Source organism: Amycolatopsis sp. NPDC114484 (genome assembly GCF_055633755.1).
In genome coordinates this window covers 132,622-150,954 of the sequence record NZ_JBVKDQ010000005.1, presented here as the reverse complement: position 1 = coordinate 150,954, position 18,333 = coordinate 132,622, and the positions used below count along the sequence as shown (strand labels likewise).

Annotated in this window: 19 protein-coding genes, 1 tRNA gene and 1 pseudogene; 17 read left to right on the top strand and 4 right to left on the bottom strand. The window is 68.5% G+C overall.

Annotation, left to right across the window (positions count from 1 at the left end; translation table 11 throughout):
• The first annotated feature begins 120 nt into the window (after positions 1-120).
• Complete coding sequence (locus ACZ7SW_RS15675; protein ID WP_470231081.1) at positions 121-612, top strand: acyl-CoA dehydrogenase family protein; 492 nt, start codon at positions 121-123, stop codon at positions 610-612.
• A gap of 287 nt (positions 613-899) precedes the next feature.
• Here the strand turns inward: ACZ7SW_RS15675 and ACZ7SW_RS15670 are convergent, their stop codons facing one another.
• Positions 900-1,790, bottom strand: a complete 891-nt coding sequence (locus ACZ7SW_RS15670; protein WP_470231080.1) for a helix-turn-helix transcriptional regulator — start codon at positions 1,788-1,790, stop codon at positions 900-902.
• A gap of 101 nt (positions 1,791-1,891) precedes the next feature.
• On the opposite strand from ACZ7SW_RS15670, the gene ACZ7SW_RS15665 reads away from it, so the two are divergent.
• The 7 genes and pseudogenes from ACZ7SW_RS15665 (at position 1,892) to ACZ7SW_RS15635 (ending at position 6,675) form a co-directional block, all read left to right on the top strand.
• Positions 1,892-3,289 carry an MFS transporter gene (locus ACZ7SW_RS15665; protein ID WP_470231079.1) on the top strand — a complete coding sequence of 466 codons (1,398 nt, stop codon included), beginning with the start codon at positions 1,892-1,894 and terminating at the stop codon, positions 3,287-3,289.
• Positions 3,290-3,341: 52 nt separating this feature from the next.
• Positions 3,342-3,674 (top strand): carboxymuconolactone decarboxylase family protein, encoded by a 333-nt coding sequence (locus tag ACZ7SW_RS15660; RefSeq protein WP_470231078.1) that lies wholly within the window; start codon positions 3,342-3,344, stop codon positions 3,672-3,674.
• A 27-nt stretch (positions 3,675-3,701) separates the two neighbouring features.
• Positions 3,702-4,469 (top strand): SDR family NAD(P)-dependent oxidoreductase, encoded by a 768-nt coding sequence (locus tag ACZ7SW_RS15655; RefSeq protein ID WP_470231077.1) that lies wholly within the window; start codon positions 3,702-3,704, stop codon positions 4,467-4,469.
• 33 nt (positions 4,470-4,502) lie between these two features.
• On the top strand, positions 4,503-5,525 hold the full coding sequence (locus ACZ7SW_RS15650) for a zinc-dependent alcohol dehydrogenase family protein (protein WP_470231076.1): 1,023 nt from the start codon (positions 4,503-4,505) through the stop codon (positions 5,523-5,525).
• An 18-nt stretch (positions 5,526-5,543) separates the two neighbouring features.
• Positions 5,544-5,780 (top strand): annotated as a pseudogene (locus ACZ7SW_RS15645) (cyclophilin-like fold protein); the annotation flags it as partial.
• Positions 5,781-5,955: 175 nt separating this feature from the next.
• Complete coding sequence (locus ACZ7SW_RS15640; RefSeq protein WP_470231075.1) at positions 5,956-6,357, top strand: (R)-mandelonitrile lyase; 402 nt, start codon at positions 5,956-5,958, stop codon at positions 6,355-6,357.
• Positions 6,358-6,468: 111 nt separating this feature from the next.
• Complete coding sequence (locus ACZ7SW_RS15635) at positions 6,469-6,675, top strand: hypothetical protein (protein ID WP_470231074.1); 207 nt, start codon at positions 6,469-6,471, stop codon at positions 6,673-6,675.
• Between the two features lie 136 nt (positions 6,676-6,811).
• Here ACZ7SW_RS15635 and ACZ7SW_RS15630 read toward each other — a convergent pair whose 3' ends face one another.
• Positions 6,812-7,366, bottom strand: a complete 555-nt coding sequence (locus ACZ7SW_RS15630) for a helix-turn-helix domain-containing protein (RefSeq protein WP_470231073.1) — start codon at positions 7,364-7,366, stop codon at positions 6,812-6,814.
• A 66-nt stretch (positions 7,367-7,432) separates the two neighbouring features.
• Between ACZ7SW_RS15630 and ACZ7SW_RS15625 the strand changes: the two genes are divergently transcribed.
• Both ACZ7SW_RS15625 and ACZ7SW_RS15620 read left to right on the top strand, forming a co-directional pair.
• Positions 7,433-8,353, top strand: a complete 921-nt coding sequence (locus tag ACZ7SW_RS15625) for an alpha/beta hydrolase family protein (protein WP_470231072.1) — start codon at positions 7,433-7,435, stop codon at positions 8,351-8,353.
• Positions 8,354-8,752: 399 nt separating this feature from the next.
• On the top strand, positions 8,753-9,064 hold the full coding sequence (locus tag ACZ7SW_RS15620; RefSeq protein WP_470231071.1) for a TniQ family protein: 312 nt from the start codon (positions 8,753-8,755) through the stop codon (positions 9,062-9,064).
• A 172-nt stretch (positions 9,065-9,236) separates the two neighbouring features.
• On the opposite strand, the gene ACZ7SW_RS15615 is transcribed toward ACZ7SW_RS15620, so the two are convergent.
• Positions 9,237-10,175: a helix-turn-helix domain-containing protein gene (locus ACZ7SW_RS15615; RefSeq protein ID WP_470231070.1), complete on the bottom strand. Its 939-nt coding sequence runs from the start codon at positions 10,173-10,175 to the stop codon at positions 9,237-9,239.
• A gap of 326 nt (positions 10,176-10,501) precedes the next feature.
• Here ACZ7SW_RS15615 and ACZ7SW_RS15610 point away from each other — a divergent pair, with 326 nt between their 5' ends.
• Positions 10,502-11,005 (top strand): hypothetical protein, encoded by a 504-nt coding sequence (locus tag ACZ7SW_RS15610; RefSeq protein WP_470231069.1) that lies wholly within the window; start codon positions 10,502-10,504, stop codon positions 11,003-11,005.
• A gap of 640 nt (positions 11,006-11,645) precedes the next feature.
• Here the strand turns inward: ACZ7SW_RS15610 and ACZ7SW_RS15605 are convergent.
• Positions 11,646-11,719, bottom strand: a tRNA-Leu gene (locus ACZ7SW_RS15605).
• 196 nt (positions 11,720-11,915) lie between these two features.
• Here ACZ7SW_RS15605 and ACZ7SW_RS15600 point away from each other — a divergent pair.
• The 6 genes from ACZ7SW_RS15600 (at position 11,916) to ACZ7SW_RS15575 (ending at position 18,188) form a co-directional block, all read left to right on the top strand.
• The gene (locus tag ACZ7SW_RS15600) at positions 11,916-12,530 is read left to right on the top strand and encodes an ANTAR domain-containing response regulator (RefSeq protein ID WP_009079762.1); all 615 of its coding nucleotides are present in this window, start codon (positions 11,916-11,918) and stop codon (positions 12,528-12,530) included.
• A gap of 606 nt (positions 12,531-13,136) precedes the next feature.
• Positions 13,137-14,312, top strand: coding sequence for a branched-chain amino acid ABC transporter substrate-binding protein (locus tag ACZ7SW_RS15595; protein ID WP_470231307.1), 1,176 nt, complete (start codon positions 13,137-13,139; stop codon positions 14,310-14,312).
• Positions 14,313-14,406: 94 nt separating this feature from the next.
• On the top strand, positions 14,407-15,420 hold the full coding sequence (locus tag ACZ7SW_RS15590; protein WP_037818218.1) for a branched-chain amino acid ABC transporter permease: 1,014 nt from the start codon (positions 14,407-14,409) through the stop codon (positions 15,418-15,420).
• Positions 15,417-16,562, top strand: coding sequence for a branched-chain amino acid ABC transporter permease (locus tag ACZ7SW_RS15585; protein ID WP_470231068.1), 1,146 nt, complete (start codon positions 15,417-15,419; stop codon positions 16,560-16,562). Before ACZ7SW_RS15590 ends, ACZ7SW_RS15585 begins: the two co-directional genes overlap by 4 nt.
• The gene (locus tag ACZ7SW_RS15580; RefSeq protein ID WP_470231067.1) at positions 16,559-17,488 is read left to right on the top strand and encodes an ABC transporter ATP-binding protein; all 930 of its coding nucleotides are present in this window, start codon (positions 16,559-16,561) and stop codon (positions 17,486-17,488) included. The genes ACZ7SW_RS15585 and ACZ7SW_RS15580 overlap by 4 nt, the downstream gene beginning before the upstream one ends.
• Positions 17,475-18,188, top strand: a complete 714-nt coding sequence (locus tag ACZ7SW_RS15575; protein WP_470231066.1) for an ABC transporter ATP-binding protein — start codon at positions 17,475-17,477, stop codon at positions 18,186-18,188. Before ACZ7SW_RS15580 ends, ACZ7SW_RS15575 begins: the two co-directional genes overlap by 14 nt.
• Positions 18,189-18,333: the final 145 nt, after the last annotated feature.

The window sequence follows — 18,333 nt, the reverse complement described above, 5'->3', positions numbered from 1 at the left end:
GTTCCGCACCGGACATAGGGCCGATCATCGTGGCGGTGCAAGTCAATTCGCGATCAACCTTGGCCCCGGGAGCAAGAACGGCGGACTCCCGCAGTTGGGCGCCGGCTCGGTCGCGACCGGTTGCTCGGCGAGCGGGAGCCGGACGGGACGGACGACAGCCGGAACGCCGTCAAGGCGAGGGTCGCCGGAGAGCGAATGGGCGTGGCCGTGCTGGCGTTGGGCATCATCGGCGAATGTCAGCGGCTTTCCCCCGGCTACGCGAAACAGCGCGAGCTGTGGGGCAAACCGATCGCCGATTTCCAGCTGATCCAGCTCAAGCTGGCGAAGATGGAGATCGCCCGGGTCACCGTGCAGAACATGGTCTTCCAGACGCTGGAGCACGTCCGGGAGAAATCGCTGCCGTCGCTCGCCGAGGCGTCGGCGATGAAGCTCTACGCGTCCGAGGCCGCCACTGAGGTGGCGATGGAAGCCGTGCAACTGTTCGGGGGCAACTGCTACATGGCCGAATACCGCGCCGAGCAGCTCGCCAGGGACGCCAAGTCTCCGATGATCTACGCCGGCAGCAACGAGATCCAAGTCACCCACATCGCCAAGGGCCTGCTCGGCCGCTGACCGGGCATCGCGAGGAGCGCGACGTGCGCGGGACGATCAGCTTCACCGATGCCGGCGACGGGGATATGGCCCAGTGCGTATGCCACGGATTTGCCGGGCTCTGACGGGATGCTCGTGCGGAGCAGTGGTTTCTGCTGTGGGCTGGGCAGGGCAAGCGCGCCGACGATCTGTTCTGCGGTCAGTTCTCAACCGGTCACGAGGTCCTCCGCGGCCGCAGTCAGGGCGGTTCTCAAGGCACGCGATTTGGCCGCGGAACTCATGCGGCGGTCTGCACCAGAGCGGCCGTCTCAGGGTGCGGTGATGGTCTCGGTGGCGGCCCAGCTGGCGAGGAGCCGGAGCGATTCCTCGGACGCGGTGTCGGGTGCGGCGGTGTAGGCGGTGAGGGTGAGGCTGGGGTCGGTGGTGAGCTGCATGGCTTCGAAGTCGAGGGCGAGTTCGCCGACCGCGGGGTGGCGGAATTCCTTGACGCCGGTGCGGTGGAGGCGGACGTCGTGGGCGGCCCAGCGGGTGCGGAAGTCGTCGCTGCGGGTGCAGAGTTCGCCGATGAGGTCGGTGAGGCTCTTGTTGTGCGGGTCGCGGCCGGCCTCGGTGCGCAGGATGGCGACGGAGGTGTGGCAGGACTTGGGGTGGTCGGGGAAGAAGTCGTGCGCGGCGGGGTCGAGGAAGCCGAAGCGGGCGAGGTTGGGCGGGGAGTGCTCGCTGCTGCGGGTGGGGCTGTCGAAGACGGGGGAGTAGAGCGCGCGGGCGAGCGGGTTGGTGGCGAGGATGTCGAGCCGCCCGTTGCGGACGAACGCGGCGGTGGTGGTCATCGAGTCGAGAATGCGCTGCACGATCGGGCTGACGCGCTGCGGGGGACGGCGCCGCTGACCGGTGCTGGGGGGCCGTCCCGCGGCGTTGGCGGTGCGGGCGAGGTCGAAGAGGTAGCCGCGTTCGGCCTCGTCGAGCTGGAGCGCGGCGGCGACGGCGTCGAGAACGCTGTCGGAGACACCGGCGAGATTGCCTTTCTCCAGGCGGGTGTAGTAGTCGGCGGAGACGCCCGCGAGCAGCGCGACCTCCTCCCGGCGCAGGCCGGGCACCCGGCGATTGCCGCCGTAGAGGGTCAGCCCGGCCTGCTCGGGCGTGATCTTGGCCCGCCGGGTGACCAGGAAGTCCCTGGCCTCGGTGCTCTTGGCGCTCATGCCCTCCACGGTACGACGGGGCCGCGAGCGGAGGGGGGTTCTGCCGGAACCCGGTACGACGCGACCTGCCGCGCGCGGAGAGACGGGCGTTGCATCGTGGGGTGACCAACACGTCCGCCTCAGCACCCGAAGTCCTCCGTCCTCGGGTGACCGGCGCGGTGTCGGGCGGCCGACCGGCCGCGGCGACGCTGGCGGCGGCGCTGCTGGGGTTTTTCGTGGTCACCTTGGACGCGGTCATCGTCAATGTCGCCCTGCCCGCGATGCGGGCCGAGCTGGGCGGCGGGATCACCGGGTCGCAGTGGGTGGTCGACGGCTACACGCTCGCGTTCGCGGGTTTTCTGCTTTCCGCCGGTTCGCTGACCGACCGGATCGGCGCGAAGCGGGCGTTCGGCTGGGGCGTGGGCCTGTTCGTGGCCGCGTCCGCGGCGTGCGGCCTGGCCCCGTCGCTGGGGCTGCTGGTGGCGTTCCGGCTGGTGCAGGGCACCGCCGCGGCGATGGTGATGCCGTCGTCGATGGCTCTGATCGGCCAGGCGTATCCCGATCCGGCGAAACGGGCGCGAGCGGTCGCGGTCTGGGCGATGGGCGGCGCATTCGCCTCCTCGGCCGGGCCCGTGCTGGGCGGTCTGCTGACGCAGGCGAGCTGGCGGTGGATCTTCCTGGTCAACGTGCCCGTCGGGGTTCTGGCGCTGGCGCTGCTGGCCCGCACGCGACGGTCGGTGCGGCGCCGGGTGCCGTTCGACTGGGCCGGGCAGGCGACCGGGGCGGTCGCGATGGCCGCGCTGGTGTTCGGGGCGATCGAAGCCGGGCGGGCTGGGTTCGCCAACCCGTCGGTGGTGGTGGCTTTCGGGCTGGCGGTTGTGGCGCTCGTCGCGTTCGTCGCCGTCCAAGCGCGGGTGGCGCATCCGATGGTGCCGCTGGCGTTGGTGCGCTCCTGGACGCTGGTGGTGTCGGTGGTGATCGGGTTCGCGTTCATGGTCGGCTACTACGGCATGCCGTTCGTGCTGAGCCTGTTTTTCCAGCACCAGGGTCTCTCGGCCGTGCAGGTCGGCGTGGTGTTCCTGCCGATGATGCTGGTCGGATTGGTGCTGACCCCGATCGTGCCGCGGGCGGTGGAACGCACGGGCGCCCGGCCGGTGGTGGCCGCGGGCTTGGTCTTGATGGTGCTGGGCCTCGCGGCGGTCGCGCTGACCGCCGGCGGCGCACCCGTCTGGGTGACCGCCGTGCTGATGGTTCTGGTCGGTTTGGGCGGGCCCACGGTCATCCCGCCGGTGATCGCGGTGCTGCTCGCTGCGGTCCCGGACCGCCAGGCCGGGACTGCCAGCGGCCTGCTCAACACCAGCCGTCAGCTCGGCGGTGCGCTCGCCGTCGCCGTGTTCGGGGCGTTGCTCGCTGCACCGGCGGGCATGGCGGCCGGGATGCGGGTCAGCTTGCTGCTGGCCGCCGGTGTCACCGCGGCGGCCGCGTTCGCCGCGTTCGCCGGGCTGCGCTCCCGGCGCTAGAAAGGGATTCGATCACGACGGTCCACATCGGACAGTCTGGAAAGGACAGACAATGACTGAGGAAAACACCGGCGGGGAGCCGTCCGGGGCGGCGAAGATGTTCGGCGATTTCGCGCCGGGGCTGGTGCGTTTCACCGACGACGTGCTGTTCGGCGAGGTGTGGAAACGCACCGAGCTGACGCCGAAGGAACGCAGCCTGGTCACCGTCGCCGCCCTGACCGCGAACGGCAACACCGAACAGCTCGTCTACCACCTGGGCCTGGCCAAGGAGAACGGCAACACCGAGGCCGAGCTGATCGAGGCGATCACCCATCTCGCGTTCTACACCGGCTGGCCGCAGGCAATGGCGGCGATGGCCGTGGCCAAGAAAGTCTTCCGCGAGTAACTACCGGATCGAGAGGCATCGACACACGTGAATCCCACTTACGATTTCACCGGGCAGGTCGCCTTCGTCACCGGCGCCGGCTCAGGCATGGGCCTTGCTGCCGCGCGGGCCTTCGCGGAGGCCGGCGCGGCGGTGACCCTGGCCGAGGCTGATGCGTCCGCGCTGGAGGCCGCCGAACGCGAACTGGCCGGAGCGGGGCACCAGGTGCTGGCGGCGCACTGCGACGTGCGCGACGAGGACCAGGTCGCCGCCGCGGTGACCGCCACGGTCGAGCGGTTCGGCAGTCTCGACCTGGCCTACAACAACGCGGGCATCCAGTCCCCGGTGACCGACGCCGCCGAGGAGACCGCGGAGATGTTCGACCGGGTCAACGACGTCAACCTGCGCGGCATCTGGGTCTGCATGAAACACGAACTGGCGCAGATGCGGACGCAGGGTTCCGGCGCGATCGTCAACTGCTCCTCGCTCGGCGGGCTGGTCGGACTGCCCGGGCGGGCCGCCTACCACGCGTCCAAGCACGGAGTCCTCGGCCTGACCCGCAGCGCCGCCCTGGAATACGCGCCGCGCGGGATCCGCGTCAACGCCATCTGCCCCGGCACCATCGAAACCCCGATGGTCACGGCCATGTTCGACGCCGGCGACCTCGACCGCGACCAGGCCGCCGCCGACCAGCCGATCGGCCGGCTCGGCACCGCGGAGGAGATGGCCGCGGCCGTGCTGTGGCTGTGCAGCCCCGGCGCGAGCTTCGTCGTCGGCGCCGCGATACCGGTCGACGGCGGTTACACCGCCCGCTGACCCACCACCGAACTCCAGAAGGGAGCGCGCACCATGCGCGGAGCAGTCATCCACGCCCCCGGCGACGTCCGTTTCGAGGATCGCGCCGACCCCGGGATCCAAGCCCCGACCGACGCGATCATCCGCATGTGCGCCACCTGCGTGTGCGGCTCGGACCTGTGGGACTACCGCGGCGTCAACCAGGTCGCCGCGCCGACCCCGATGGGCCACGAGTACGTCGGGATCGTCGAGGAAGTCGGCGGCCAGGTGAGCACGATCAAACCCGGCCAGTTCGTCATCGGCTCGTTCTTCGCCTCCGACAACACCTGCGCGATCTGCCAGGCCGGATTCCACACCTCCTGCGTGCACCGCGAGTACGTCGGCGCCGGCGGCGCGCAAGCCGAGTACCTGCGCGTCCCGCTGGCCGACGGCACCCTCGTCGCGACTCCGGAAGTCCCGTCCGACGACCTGATCCCGAGCCTGCTCGCCGCGTCCGACGTGCTCGGCACCGGCTGGTTCGGCGCCGTCGCGGCCGATGTCCGGCCCGGCGGCACGGTCGCGGTCGTCGGCGACGGCGCGGTCGGCTTGCTGGCCGTCCTGGCCGCGCGCGAACTCGGGGCGGAGCGGATCATCGCGATGAGCCGCCACGAACCCCGTCAGAAACTGGCGACCGAGTTCGGGGCCACCGACATCGTCGCCGAACGCGGCGACGCCGGCGTGGCCGCGGTCAAGGAGCTGACCGACGGGCTCGGCGCGCACAGCGTGATCGAGGCGGTCGGCACCCAGGAATCCATGATGCAGGCCATCCGCTCGGCCCGCCCCGGCGGCGCGGTCGGCTACGTCGGCGTCGCCCACGGCGTCGCCCTGCCCGGCGAAGAACTGTTCTATTCCCACGTGCGGCTGCTCGGCGGCCCCGCGCCGGTGCGCCGGTTCCTGCCGGACCTCGTCGAGCGCATCCAGACCGGGACGATCAACCCCGGCAAGGTGTTCGACCTGGAACTCCCGCTGGACCAGGTCGCCGAGGGCTACCGGGCGATGGACGAACGCCGCGCCGTCAAAACCCTGCTGCGTCCCTGAGCGCAGCCACGATCCACTATGGACATCCGGATCCTGTTGGGCGACAACGATCTGCACGGGACTCTCGAAGACTCCGTCGCAGCGCGCGAGTTCGCCGCCTTGCTCCCGCTCCACGTGACGCTCGCCGATTCCCACCGCACTGAACGCGTCGCCGACCCGCCCCGGCGGATCACCACCGCAGGGGCACCGACCGGCACCGAGGCTCGCGCAGGCGACATCGCCTACTGCGCCCCCTGGGGCAACCTCGCCCTTTCTACCGCGACTTCCCGCACTCCCGCGGGCTGGTCCGCCTCGGCACCCTCCGTGCCGGAGCCGCGGAAACCCTCGCCGCACTGGAGCCAGACACCGCGGCAACCATCACCCTCGCCGAGCCGGACGGATCCGCTCGCTGACCACACATCTATTCATACGTACCGAAAAGGAGAATCCTGTGGAACTCAGCCCCGTCAACGACACCGCCAAAGCTCCCGCCGCCCTGTTCACCGGCGACGTCTACGTCACCCCGATCAAAAAGGCACAGCCGCCTTCCCGGCTGATCGCCTCACTGGTCCGGTTCACCCCCGGAGCCCGCACCAACTGGCACTCCCACGCCTACGGCCAGACGCTGCACGTCACCGAAGGCGTCGGCTACGTCGTCAACCGCGACGGCCAAGTCATCCGGATGCGCGCCGGTGACACCGTCTGGACCCCGCCCGGAGAAGAACACTGGCACGGCGGCGCCGAGACGACCTGCATGGCCCACATCGCCATGCTCGAAGGCACCGACGACGGCGACGGCACCACCTGGCTCGAACCCGTCACCGACGAGCAATACGCCGACGCCCAGAACTGACACCGCTTCAAGCTGCTCGCCGTCTCCGCCGTCGCACTGCGGCGACGGCGAGTGTTGTTTGGGGGACAGGCTGCGCTCAAGCCCGAGGGTGCCCGCGCCGCCCTGGACCAGATGCTCGCGGCGTCTGAGGTCGGTGCCGGGCTGACGTCCAGCCAACGGTATGACGTCCGCTCGGCGGTGGCGGCCGGGAACACCGCGATCCTCCGCCTCACCTGGAGCGGTGTGATCGCGCGTGACGCAGGCCCTTTCCGCCGCGGCGACGAACTCGTCGCGCACATCGCCCAGTTCGTCGAGACCGCCGACGGCCTGATCACCTAGATCGAGACCTTCGACTGCTACGAACCATTCGACATCCAGTCGTGAACCTCCCGCGGTCGCGCTCCTCGGCATGGTGCCGTCATCGGGCAAATGCCACCGCCGCCTGGCCTGGTCGCCTTTGGCGGTCTGCGGTGGTTCAGGGTTGCCGCTGCGAGTCCTCGTCCTGTTCCGCGGCAGGGAAGAAGATCGCGGCCATCAAGTGGGGACGGCGGGAAGGGGCCGGTTCGTTGCGCCACCGCGCCTGGAAAACGGCCCGCAGTTCGCCGATCATCTCGGCGAGTTCGTTGGGGCTGAGCCAGAAGGTGTCCTGCTTGTAGCCCACCGAGTCGTTGACGGGGTTGGCGTCCGGCTGGTCGAGGTAGGCGTTGAACTCGGCGTGGAGCGCGGCCATCGAAGCGGTGAACGCGTGCCGATGGTCTTTCAGGGACATCGATTTCGCCGTGTCCTCGTCGATCACCGTCTGCTCTTGGCGCAGGCGATAGTAGCGTTCGAGAACCCCGCGCACGGGCTTCTCGTCGGTGATCTCCAGCAGCCCGGCCTCGGTCAGCAGGCGGATGTGCCGGTACGCGGTGGTCTTGGGAACGTCGGGCAGGGTCGCGCACAGGTCGGAGGCCGTGCGCACGCGCCCGCCGGACATGGCCCACACGATGCGCAGCCGGACTGGATGTAGCAGCAGATCGAGAATGTCCACCACTCCAATGGTGCCATAGTTGGTACCATTGCCAAAGTTGGCACTATTCGAGATGGGGAGGGGCTCATGCGCGAAACGGAGTTGACGGTCACGACGGACACTGGTCTCCCGGTCGCGGGAACCTGGGCGCGGCCTGCTGGGGAAGGACCGTTCCCGACCGCGGTCCTGCTGGGCGCGGGGAAGCTCGACCGGGACGGCAACACGGGCAAGACACGGGTCGCGTTCGGCCCGCCGCTGGCGCTAGCGCTGGCCGAGCAAGGAATTGCTTCCTACCGCTACGACCGCAGAGGCATAGGCCGCACGCCGGGCAACTGGGGCGACGGCGGCATCTACGGGCACCGGGACGACGCCGCCGGGGTAGTCCATGCGATCGCGGACCGGCCCGATGTCGCGACGCTCGGCCTGGTCGGCTGCAGCGAGGGGGCCGCGGTCCACGCCTCCTGGCTCGCCTCGCGTACCGATGCGCAAGCCGTCGTCCTCGTCGGCTGCGTCGCCAACGGCGGCTGGGAAGGGATCGCCTACTGGGCTGAGAGCCTGCGCGAGGACGAGATTCCCGCCCCGCTCCGATGGCTGCTCCGCCTGCGGGGCCGCGCGGCAGGCGAGCAGATCCACCACGTATGCGATCGGATCGCTGCCGGCCGCACACGGATCTACGGGTTCACGGTGCCGCTATGGCTCCGGCAGTTCGTCCTGCACGATCCGAAGCCGGACCTGGCGAAGATGCAGTTGCCGGTCCTGGCGATCACCGGCAGCAAAGATCGGCAGGTCAACCCTGGCGACCTGGAGATCATCCGCGACCTGGTGCCCGGTCCGGTCGACATCCACCGGTTCCCCGATCTCACGCACATGATGCGGTGTGACCCCGGTTCCGGCTCGCTGCGTGCGTACAAGGAGCAGCTCGTGCGGCCTGTCGAGCCGGAACTTGTCACCGAGATCGCCGAGTGGCTCGCTGCCCGGCTGCTGAACGAGGCGCAGCCGCAGACCTGAACGAGATCGGCGGCAGCTATTCAGCGAAAGCCGGAAAGAACATGTTGTGGCACAACGATCTCAGCAATCAACCCCACGCCGCCTAGCCCGCGCGTGCAGAGCCGCCCACGCTGTCATCAGCGTCGCCACATGCCTGTTCAGGCTCCGCATCTGCCGCGTTGAGTCCGCGTCGGCTCTTCTCCAGGGAAGGCAGCGCCTGAGCGTCACGCTGGCCAACTAGCATGCTCAGCTGACCAACCAAAGCACTCAGTCACACATGCCTGTCACCGAAAACATGCGATTGCTGCCACCTGGGCGGCGTGGTGCCAGGGCGGGGAGCGCGGCTTAGGCCCACGATGCCCCGCGTGGCGACGACTGCGTCCGGCTGAGGCACCGGGTCCAGGGTTCCGCTGCGGCCGCATGTGTGCGGTTGGACCGATCTCGCGATCGCCGAGACTCGCGGGCGGCTGGATTTGTCGGCTGGCTGGCGCGGGTCGTGACGCGTGGGCAGATTTTCATGGCAGCCGAGCGTGTCCGTTGTGCCTCGCGGATTCGGGTGGGGTTTGGCCGGCGTGGTGGAAGCTGGGCGTCGCCGCCGTTTGCCCGCGACACGATGTCGTCCTGGTGGGTACGTGTGCCGGGTGCGGGGTCGAGCTGCGGCGTGGATCGGCGGCTTCCGCGCTCGGTCTTCACGTAAACGGTTTCGTGCGCCGCTGCAGTGCGGGTCGGTAATCGGGAATGCCGCGGGTGATCGGCGGATCGACCAGGTGGCCGCCGCGGCGGCGCCTACCGGTACGGCTGTGTCGCAAGGAGATCCGCGCCACCGGTCTCGCCGCGGTGCAACGCACCCGCCAGGCCAACACCGTCCAGCGCGGCAAGGCGAACCGGCCGCCCGGGCAAAGCGTCAGCCAGAATCCCGGCGGCGACCGGAACCGGGCGCACCGCCGACTCGGCCCGGATCCCCTCGATCTCGCGCATCGCGCCGGCCATCTCGAACCGCCGCCGATCCGGGCGGCCGGACAGTGCCGCGCAACTGGGTGGGCGTGCATCCGGCCATCGTCCGGACCTCTTTCGCGAAGTGCGCGTGGTCGGTGTATCCGCATTCGTGTGCGATCGAGGTCATCCCGCCCTGGCGATCCTGTTCGAGCAGGCGCACGGCGTGCTGGAAACGCAGGATCCGCGCGGCGTTCTTCGGGGACACCCCGATCTGTGTCCGGAAGCGCAGTTCCAGGGTGCGGGTGCTGATCCCGAGTTCGTCGGCCAGGGCGGCGATGGGTATCGCGCCGTGAGCCCGCCGCAGGCGGTGCCAGGCGGCGTCCGTCATCGCGTCGCCGCGCTGGATCTGGAGCGCACCGAGCAGGAACTGGTCCAGGATGGCGAACCGGGACTGCCAGTCCGCCGCCTCCGCGAGCCGCTCGACGACGTCGCGTGCCGCGGGGCCGAGCAGGTCGACGAGGTCGGCCCGCATGTTCGCGAGTTCGGTCATCTTGACGTCCAACAGGGTAAACGCGGCTCTCGGGGGCAGCACCACCGCGATGCCGCTGTGCGGTCCCGCCTGGGCGAACCGCACGACCCGGTCGTGCAGGCCGAGCACCGGGACAGCCAAGCTGCGCGGCAAGGGTTTCCCGTCGAGCGTCCAGCGCAGCGGCGACTCGAAGTCGAACAGCACCACCACGAACCCGCGCGGGAACAACTGCCGCGCCGTCGGTCGCGGGGTGAAACTCCGGTACCCGGCATATCCGGCGACCGTGTCGCGCAAGGCCGCGTGCGGAGTTCCCCGCACCACCTCGCGAGGCTCGACCTGCGTTTGGTAAGCGGCCATGATGGTCCGCCAGTTTCGCATCGACACCCTCCCCTGGCATCGAAAGCTCGACAACCGGCGCAGTGCGGCAGGCTGGCGAGTTCGTTTCCGAGGATCCCACGATGATCTCCTTTTGGCCAGGACAAAGGCCGGACCCGCCAATTCCTGCCCGCTCGGCACCCTGGTCGTCCAGCGCCGCACCGCAGTGCAGGACTCTGCTGCCTGCTCATCGCGAGGGCGACGTTGATTCGCATTTTTACAAGGCCGACAGCCGATTCGGCGTTAACGTCCAAGGCAGCCCTTCGCCGAGCGCCCGCGAGTGCTCCGCGTGCGGCTATCCGGCCCGGAAAGCATCCCCGAGGAGAAATATGTCCACATTTATTCGGCGAACTCGATTCGGCCTGCTCGCGATCGCGTTGATGGGCGCGATCGGCCTGGCTGCCGCACCGGCGCAGGCCGCCGCTTCGCCGGAACTCCATTCATCTGACAGACATGCGGCGCAGCCCGCCGGCAACTACACGGGATGGGACGGATCCCGAGTCAAGGCGGCGGACAATCCGGAGGTGTATCTGGTCGTATGCGGTTCACGCAGATGGATCCCGAACCCGGCCACCTACGAAAACCTTTTTGTCGACTGGAACGGCATAGTGACAACCGATCTGAACAGCATTCCACGCGGTTATGATGTGTCCGACGGCGCCGCGCTGGCGAAAGGCCCCAGCACGGACGCCACGTTCCTGATCAGCAACGGCGTCAAGAGGTGGATCACCAGTCCGGCAGCCTTCGACCAGTATCACTTCGCCTGGCCGAAGATCCGCATTGTCGACCAGGCCTGGCTGGACGGATTGCCCCGCGCGTGCGATCTCTCCTAGAGCACGCCGGCCGTCCTGACGTGGCGGTGATCAAGTCGAGCGTTCCCTGATTCTGAGTGCTTTCACCCGCGCACTCGGCCTCGGCCGTCTTCTGGGCAGCCGGGGCCGAGTCCCGCATCGGCTCCTCCGGTCGACCGCGGTCTGTTCGCCGCCAGACGTGCCGGATCACCGCAACACCCTCGCGTGTTGCACGGATTGTCGGCTGCGCTGGCGGGCTGCGGTCCTCCCCGCCGGTGTGGGGAGCAGGGAACCTGCCGCCTTGCCGAGCAACGCCGCCCGCCTCTCAACCGAGGACGAACGCCGCCGCTGCCGGTAGGCCTCGTCGGCGCGGTCGAGCTTGGCAGCTAACTCGCCGTCCGAGAGCGCGGCGTACTCACGTCATCCTTCTTCCACGATCGCCTGGCAGGTGGGCCCACCTTGGGCGATGAGATGCGGCCGAGTACCTGGGCACGGCAAGGAATGCCGGCCTGGGGGATGCGCAAGCACAGACGGAGCGTCGCGAATCAGGTCTCGTCGAGCGGCCGCTCGAGAGTCCCTGGGGGATTCGAACTCACACAGTTTGACCTGCGGAAACGCTGTCCGGCGCGGAGACGCGAGCCGCCAGAAATTCGCTGACCTGCGAAAAGAAGAAGATTCCGGGTGCCCCCGGTGAGATTCGAACTCACACTGGACGGGTTTTGAATCCGTTGCCTCTGCCAGTTGGGCTACGGGGGCGCAGTGCCGGAAACTCTACGGGACCCGCCCCTGTCTCCCTCGACCGGGTCCGGTGATCGATTTGGGGCCGGGGCTGGGTGTCTCCCGCCACTTCGTGGTGAACGCCATCGTGGGATCTGGATCGGTCCCGGTACGCTGGCCTCTCGCGGGTGACCGCGTGTCGAAGACGTCCCGCCGAGCCTTCAGGAGGACACCGGTGACCGAACAGGCTGCCGAGTCGAACGGCGCCGCCGCCGGCGTGCCGCAGCGACGGGTGCTCGTCGCGGAAGACGAGGCGCTCATCCGGCTCGACCTGGTGGAGATGCTGCGCGAAGAGGGCTACGAGGTCGTCGGCGAGGCCGGCGACGGCGAGGAGGCCATCGCGCTGGCCACCGATCTCAAGCCGGACCTCGTGATCCTCGACGTCAAGATGCCCAAGCTCGACGGCATCGAGGCGGCCGCGCGGATCACCGGCGACCGGATCGCGCCGGTCGTCATTCTCACCGCGTTCAGCCAGCGCGACCTCGTCGAACGGGCCCGCGACGCGGGCACCATGGCGTACCTGGTGAAACCGTTCGCCAAACGCGACCTCGTGCCCGCCATCGAGCTGGCCGTCAGCCGGTTCTCCGAGCTGCAGGCCCTCGAGGCCGAGGTCGCCGGGCTCACCGACCGGCTCGAGACCCGCAAGGTCATCGACCGGGCGAAGGGCCTGCTGATGAGCCGCCAGGGGCTCACCGAGCCGGACGCGTTCCGTTGGATCCAGCGCACCGCGATGGACCGGCGCACCACGATGAAGGCCGTCGCCGAGGCGGTCGTGGAAAGCATCGGCTGAGCCACGGGCAAACACCCGGAAAAGCGGGCGTGACCAGGGGGTCGCGTCCGCTTTTTCGTTCCCGACGCCGGAGAGTCACCGCCCGGCCCCGCAGTGCGCTCCCGTCCAGCGGGAACCCGTCCGGTTCGCCGCGTCCGTCCCGCGCCGCCGTGTCGCGCCGAAACCTGGCTGCTGACCAGCGAAAACCCTTCTGCCGCATCGGCATCGGACCCACCCGTGCGGGTTGATCTGCCCTGCGCGAAAGGGCAAGGTTGCTACCTTGGAGTCCGGGGGATCGTGGTGTCGGTCACGATGACGGAGGGGATGTTCCTAGACTGCCCCCATTGATCGGACGTCTGGTCAAGGTCCTTTCGAGGGGTGCTCGGACACGAAGAGTCATTCACTCGGTCGTTGCAATAAGACGATCGAGTGTAAATCGTCCGTTAATTCTCGTGACGACCGTCACGATGTGGATACAAGACTCGCTGTGACTCTGTGCAACACCTCACGCGGCGGCTACGTTCAGCGCCCAGTCGAAGTCCCACGCAGGGACCCGCCGTTCCACAGGAGCGTGGCGGGTGGCATTTGGAGGAACGAGTGCAGAGAGCACGACTCACTAAGGTCATCGTGCTGGCCGCGGCGGGAGTCATCTCCCTTGGCGCCTGCTCGGCGCGGACTGGCGGTGACTCGGGTGGCGACAGCGGCGCGCCGCAGGCCGCGGCCCCGTCGGCGGCGGCGAACGCGGCGGACCCGGCAGGAGACGGCAAGGCGCAGTGCGCGCCGACCTCGATCGCCTACGCCGGCACGATCAACGGAGCGAACGCGGCGCTGGGGCAGAACATCCTCAAGGGCGCGAAGCTCGCGGTCGACCAGCACAACAAGGCGAACCCGGGCTGCCAGGTCAAGCTGGAGCAGTTCGACACCGAGGGCACCCCGGACAAGGCGCCGGGCATCGTGACCCAGATCGTCAACACCCCGGGCATCATCGGCGTCATCGGCCTCCCGTTCTCGGGCGAGTCGAAGGCCGCGGGCAACATCTTCAACTCCGCGGGCCTCGTCGCCGTGACCCCGTCCGCGACCAACCCGTCGCTCGCCCAGAACGGCTGGAAGACCTTCTTCCGCGCACTGGGCAACGACAACGCGCAGGGCCCGGCCGCCGCGAAGTTCATCACCGGCGAGCTCAAGGCCAGCAAGGTCTGCGTCATCGAGGACGACTCGGAGTACGGCACCGGCCTCGCCGCCTCGACCGTCAAGGCGCTCGGCGACAAGGCGAGCTGCCAGGACAAGGTCAAGACGAAGCAGACCGACTTCTCCGCCGTGGTCAACAAGATCAAGAACGAGAAGCCGGACGCGATCTTCTACTCGGGCTACTACCAGGAAGCCGCTCCGTTCGCGCAGCAGCTGAACGACGCGGGCGTCAAGGCCAAGTTCGTCGGCCCGGACGGCGTGAAGGACGACCTGTTCGTGAAGGGCGCGGGCGACGCCGCGGCCAACGCGTACTTCACCTGCCCCTGCGTGCCCGCTGACCAGTTCACGAAGTTCACCGACGCCTACAAGGCGGCGACCGGCGCCGACCCGGGCACCTACTCGCCCGAGGCCTACGACGTCGCGACGATCCTGCTGAGGGGCATCGACGGGGGCAAGAAGGACCGCGCCGGCCTGCTGGACTTCGTGAAGACCTACGACGGCCAGGGCATCACGAAGCACTTCAAGTGGGACGACCACGGCGAGCTGTCCGCGACCACCGTGTGGACCTACAAGGTGGACAACGGAAAGATCGTCCGCAACACCGAGATCAAGTAGCTCACCGCTTTCGGTTCCAGTACCGGGGTGCGGGCCAGGCGGCTGATCCCGCCCGGGCCCGCACCCCGGACCCACATGGAGAACTAGTGTGTCGATGACCCCTGACCTCAGTTCGCTCGTCCTCGCGCAGGGCGGCGGCAGCTGGATCACCTTCGACGTGAATTCGTTCCTGAACCAGTTCTGGGACAACACGATCGACGGTCTTTCCTACGGCAGCATTTACGCGCTCGTGGCGCTGGGCTACACCCTCGTCTACGGCGTGCTCAAACTCATCAACTTCGCCCACTCCGAGGTGTTCATCTACGGTGCCTTCGCGACGTGGTTCACCTTCTACGGCTTGGGTTTCCGCCCCGGCGCGACGCCGGATCTGCCGATCTTCGAACTGATCGGCTTCCTGCTGCTCGCGCTCATCGCCTCGATGGCGGTCTCCGGCGGCACCGCGGTCGTGCTGGAACGCGTGGCCTACCGGCCGCTGCGCAAACGCAAGGCGCCCCGGCTGGTCTTCCTGATCACCGCGATCGGCGCTTCCTTCGTGCTGCAGCAGATCCTGTTCATCTGGCGCGGCGGCAACCCGGAGAACAGCATCCGGCTGCTGCGCAACGACGAGGTCTTCACGATCTTCGGCGGCAGCGTCACGATCGTCACCATCATCACCGTGGTGGCGTCGATCCTGCTGATGGTCGGCACGGACATGTTCGTCAACCGGACCAAGTTCGGCCGCGGCATCCGCGCGGTGGCGCAGGACCCGGACACCGCGACGCTGATGGGCGTCAACAAGGAACGCGTCATCACGCTCACGTTCCTCATCGGCGGCCTGCTGGCCGGCGCGGCGGCGCTGTTCTACATGATGAAGATCCCGCAGGGCGCCTCGTACCAGGGCGGGTTCATCCTCGGCATCAAGGCGTTCACCGCCGCGGTGCTCGGCGGCATCGGCAACCTGCGCGGCGCGCTGCTGGGCGGCCTGCTGCTCGGGGTCGTGGAGAACTACGGGCAGTCGCTGTTCGGCGGCGCGTGGCGCGACGTCGTCGCGTTCGCCCTCCTGGTGCTGATCCTGATGTTCCGCCCGACCGGCATTCTCGGCGAATCGCTCGGAAAGGCACGGGTATGACGACGACTACGACGCCGCCCGCCGCTCCGGCGAAGGTGCGCCGCCGTCCGGTCTCGGACTGGTGGAACAGGCTGTCCCGGGTCCAGCAGTGGGGGGTGCTCATCCCGCTGGTGGCGCTGGTCTACCTGCTGCCGGTGCTGAACCCGCCGCTGATCACCACCCAGCCCGGGTACGACTTCCCGATCGCGATGTTCGAGGTGGCCCGCTACGCGCTGGTCGCGATCGGGCTGAACATCGTGGTCGGCCAGGCCGGTCTGCTCGACCTCGGTTACGTCGGGTTCTTCGCGATCGGCGCCTACGTGATGGCGCTGTTCACGAGCCCGGACTCATCGCTGTCGAAGCTGCCGTTCCTCGTCGTGCTGCCGATCGCGATGGTGGTCACGATGATCTTCGGGGTGATCCTCGGGACGCCGACGCTCCGATTGCGCGGCGACTACCTGGCGATCGTCACGCTCGGCTTCGGCGAGATCGTCCGGCTGCTCGCGGACAACATCGACCCGCTGCGCGGCAACCGCGGCTTCCAGGGCGTCGGGCACCCGCCGGGCACGAAAGCGGACGGCAGCCCGCTCTTCAACAACACCGACGGAATTCCGTGGTACTGGCTCTGCGTCACGATCATCATCGTGATCCTGTTCGTTGTCGGGAACCTGGAGCGCAGCCGCGTCGGCCGCGCGTGGGTCGCGATCCGCGACGACGAGGACGCGGCCGAGATCATGGGCGTGCCGACGTTCAAGTTCAAGATCTGGGCGTTCGTCGGCGGCGCCGCGGTCGGCGGCCTCTCCGGCGCGCTGTACGCGGGGCAGCTGGGCTTCGTGAACAACCAGAAGTTCGACGTGGTCACGTCGATGCTGTTCCTCGCCGCGGTCATTCTCGGCGGCGCGGGCAACAAGGTCGGCGTGCTGCTGGGCGCGATCGTGGTGGCGTACGTGCCGCTGCGGTTCCAGCAGATCGCGGAGTACAAGTACCTGATCTTCGGCCTGGCGCTGATCGTCCTGATGATCTTTCGCCCGCAGGGCCTGCTCGGCGCGCGGCAGCGGCTGCTCGCCTACGGCAGGCAGGCGTACCAGCGGCTGCTCGGCAAGGGCGACCAGGTCAGCAGCGACGGTTCGCTGGTCACCGATAACCCGGGGGAGAAGGCATGACGGTCCCTGGCAACGGAAACGGGCCCGAGGTCCCGGCCGAGGGCGGCCTCGTGGCCGAGGTCGCGAACATGACCGCCGACGAGCTCGCCGAGCACGAGGCCGAGGTCGCCGAGGTCGTCGCGCCGGACCGGGAGATCCAGGCCGAGGTCGGGCAGACGCTGCTCAAGGTGGACGACGTCACCGTCCGCTTCGGCGGGCTGGTGGCGCTGGACTCGGTGTCCTTCGAGATCCGGCGCGGCGAGATCCTGGGCCTGATCGGGCCGAACGGCGCGGGCAAGACCACCTGCTTCAACGCGATGACCGGCGTCTACCGGCCGTCCTCGGGGCAGGTGCTGCTCGAGGACAAGCCGCTCGCCAAGACGTCGCGGCACGGGATCACCCAGCTCGGCATCGCCAGGACGTTCCAGAACATCCGGCTGTTTTCCGAGATGACCGCGCTGGAGAACGTGGTCGTCGGCACCGACGCGCGGCACAAGACCAGCCTGCTCGGCGCCCTCCTGCGGGTCCCTCGCCACCACCGCGAGGAGAAGCAGGCGATCGAGAAGGCCATGGCGCTGCTGGAATTCGTCGGCATCGCCGACCGGGCCGCGGACCGCGCGAAGAACCTGCCGTACGGCTATCAACGGCGGCTGGAGATCGCGCGGGCGCTGGCCACCGAGCCGAAGCTGCTGTGCCTCGACGAGCCTGCCGCCGGGTTCAACCCGGCGGAGAAGGAAGAGCTCATGGGGCTGATCCGGACGATCCGCGACGACGGCTACACCGTCCTGCTGATCGAACACGACATGAAGCTCGTCATGGGCGTCACCGACCGGATCGTGGTGCTGGAGTTCGGCAAGAAGATCGCAGACGGGCTGCCTGCCGAGATCCGGGAGAACCCCGCCGTGATCGCCGCTTACCTGGGAGTTCCCGACGATGACGTTGCTTGAGCTTTCCGACGTGTCCGTCCACTACGGACGGATCCAGGCCGTGTCCGGGCTGTCCATCACGGTCGACGAGGGCGAGATCGTCACCCTCATCGGGGCGAACGGCGCCGGGAAATCGACCACGATGCGGGCGATCTCCGGCATCCGGCCGATCTCCGGCGGCGCCATCCGGTTCGACGGCGAGGATATTTCGCGGCTGCGCGGGGATTTGCGCGTGGTCCGCGGGATTTCCCAGGCTCCGGAGGGCCGGGGGATTTTCCCGGGGATGACGGTGCTGGAGAATCTGGACATGGGCGCTTATGCGCGCAAGGACCGGAAGAATCTGCAGCCGGATTTCGATCGGGTGTTCGAGCTGTTTCCTCGGCTGGCCGAGCGGAAGACTCAGGTCGGCGGGACGATGTCCGGGGGTGAGCAGCAGATGCTGGCGATCGGGCGGGCGTTGATGGCCAAGCCTCGGTTGTTGTTGCTGGACGAGCCTTCCATGGGGTTGGCGCCGCAGTTTATTCAGCAGATTTTCCGGATTATCACGGAGATCAACCGGCAGGGGACGACCGTGCTGCTGGTCGAGCAGAACGCGCAGCAGGCGTTGTCTCGGGCGCATCGGGCGTATGTGCTGGAGACTGGGCAGATTACGAAGACTGGTACTGGGCAGGAGTTGTTGGCTGATACCAGTATCAAGGAAGCTTATCTCGGGGTTGGGTGAGGTGGTCTCGGCTCGTCGCCTGGCGGCGACCTTGCCCCAGTGGTTGCGTGGGGCACCCCGAAGCTGATTGTGACGACGGCGCGGGGGTGCTTGTCAAGGCGGGGGAGGACGCCTTGCGAACAACCCCATACCGGGTTTTTTTCTT

Bases quoted from the DNA above. Each gene is read 5' to 3' on its own strand.
- ACZ7SW_RS15615 (WP_470231070.1), bottom strand. From the start codon at position 10,175: ATGCGAAACTGGCGGACCATCATGGCCGCTTACCAAACGCAGGTCGAG.
- ACZ7SW_RS15610 (WP_470231069.1), top strand. From the start codon at position 10,502: ATGTCCACATTTATTCGGCGAACTCGATTCGGCCTGCTCGCGATCGCG.
- ACZ7SW_RS15580 (WP_470231067.1), top strand. From the start codon at position 16,559: ATGACGGTCCCTGGCAACGGAAACGGGCCCGAGGTCCCGGCCGAGGGC.
- ACZ7SW_RS15670 (WP_470231080.1), bottom strand. From the start codon at position 1,790: ATGAGCGCCAAGAGCACCGAGGCCAGGGACTTCCTGGTCACCCGGCGG.
- ACZ7SW_RS15575 (WP_470231066.1), top strand. From the start codon at position 17,475: ATGACGTTGCTTGAGCTTTCCGACGTGTCCGTCCACTACGGACGGATC.
- ACZ7SW_RS15625 (WP_470231072.1), top strand. From the start codon at position 7,433: ATGCGCGAAACGGAGTTGACGGTCACGACGGACACTGGTCTCCCGGTC.
- ACZ7SW_RS15585 (WP_470231068.1), top strand. From the start codon at position 15,417: ATGACGACGACTACGACGCCGCCCGCCGCTCCGGCGAAGGTGCGCCGC.
- ACZ7SW_RS15590 (WP_037818218.1), top strand. From the start codon at position 14,407: ATGACCCCTGACCTCAGTTCGCTCGTCCTCGCGCAGGGCGGCGGCAGC.
- ACZ7SW_RS15660 (WP_470231078.1), top strand. From the start codon at position 3,342: ATGACTGAGGAAAACACCGGCGGGGAGCCGTCCGGGGCGGCGAAGATG.
- ACZ7SW_RS15620 (WP_470231071.1), top strand. From the start codon at position 8,753: ATGTGTGCGGTTGGACCGATCTCGCGATCGCCGAGACTCGCGGGCGGC.
- ACZ7SW_RS15635 (WP_470231074.1), top strand. From the start codon at position 6,469: ATGCTCGCGGCGTCTGAGGTCGGTGCCGGGCTGACGTCCAGCCAACGG.
- ACZ7SW_RS15650 (WP_470231076.1), top strand. From the start codon at position 4,503: ATGCGCGGAGCAGTCATCCACGCCCCCGGCGACGTCCGTTTCGAGGAT.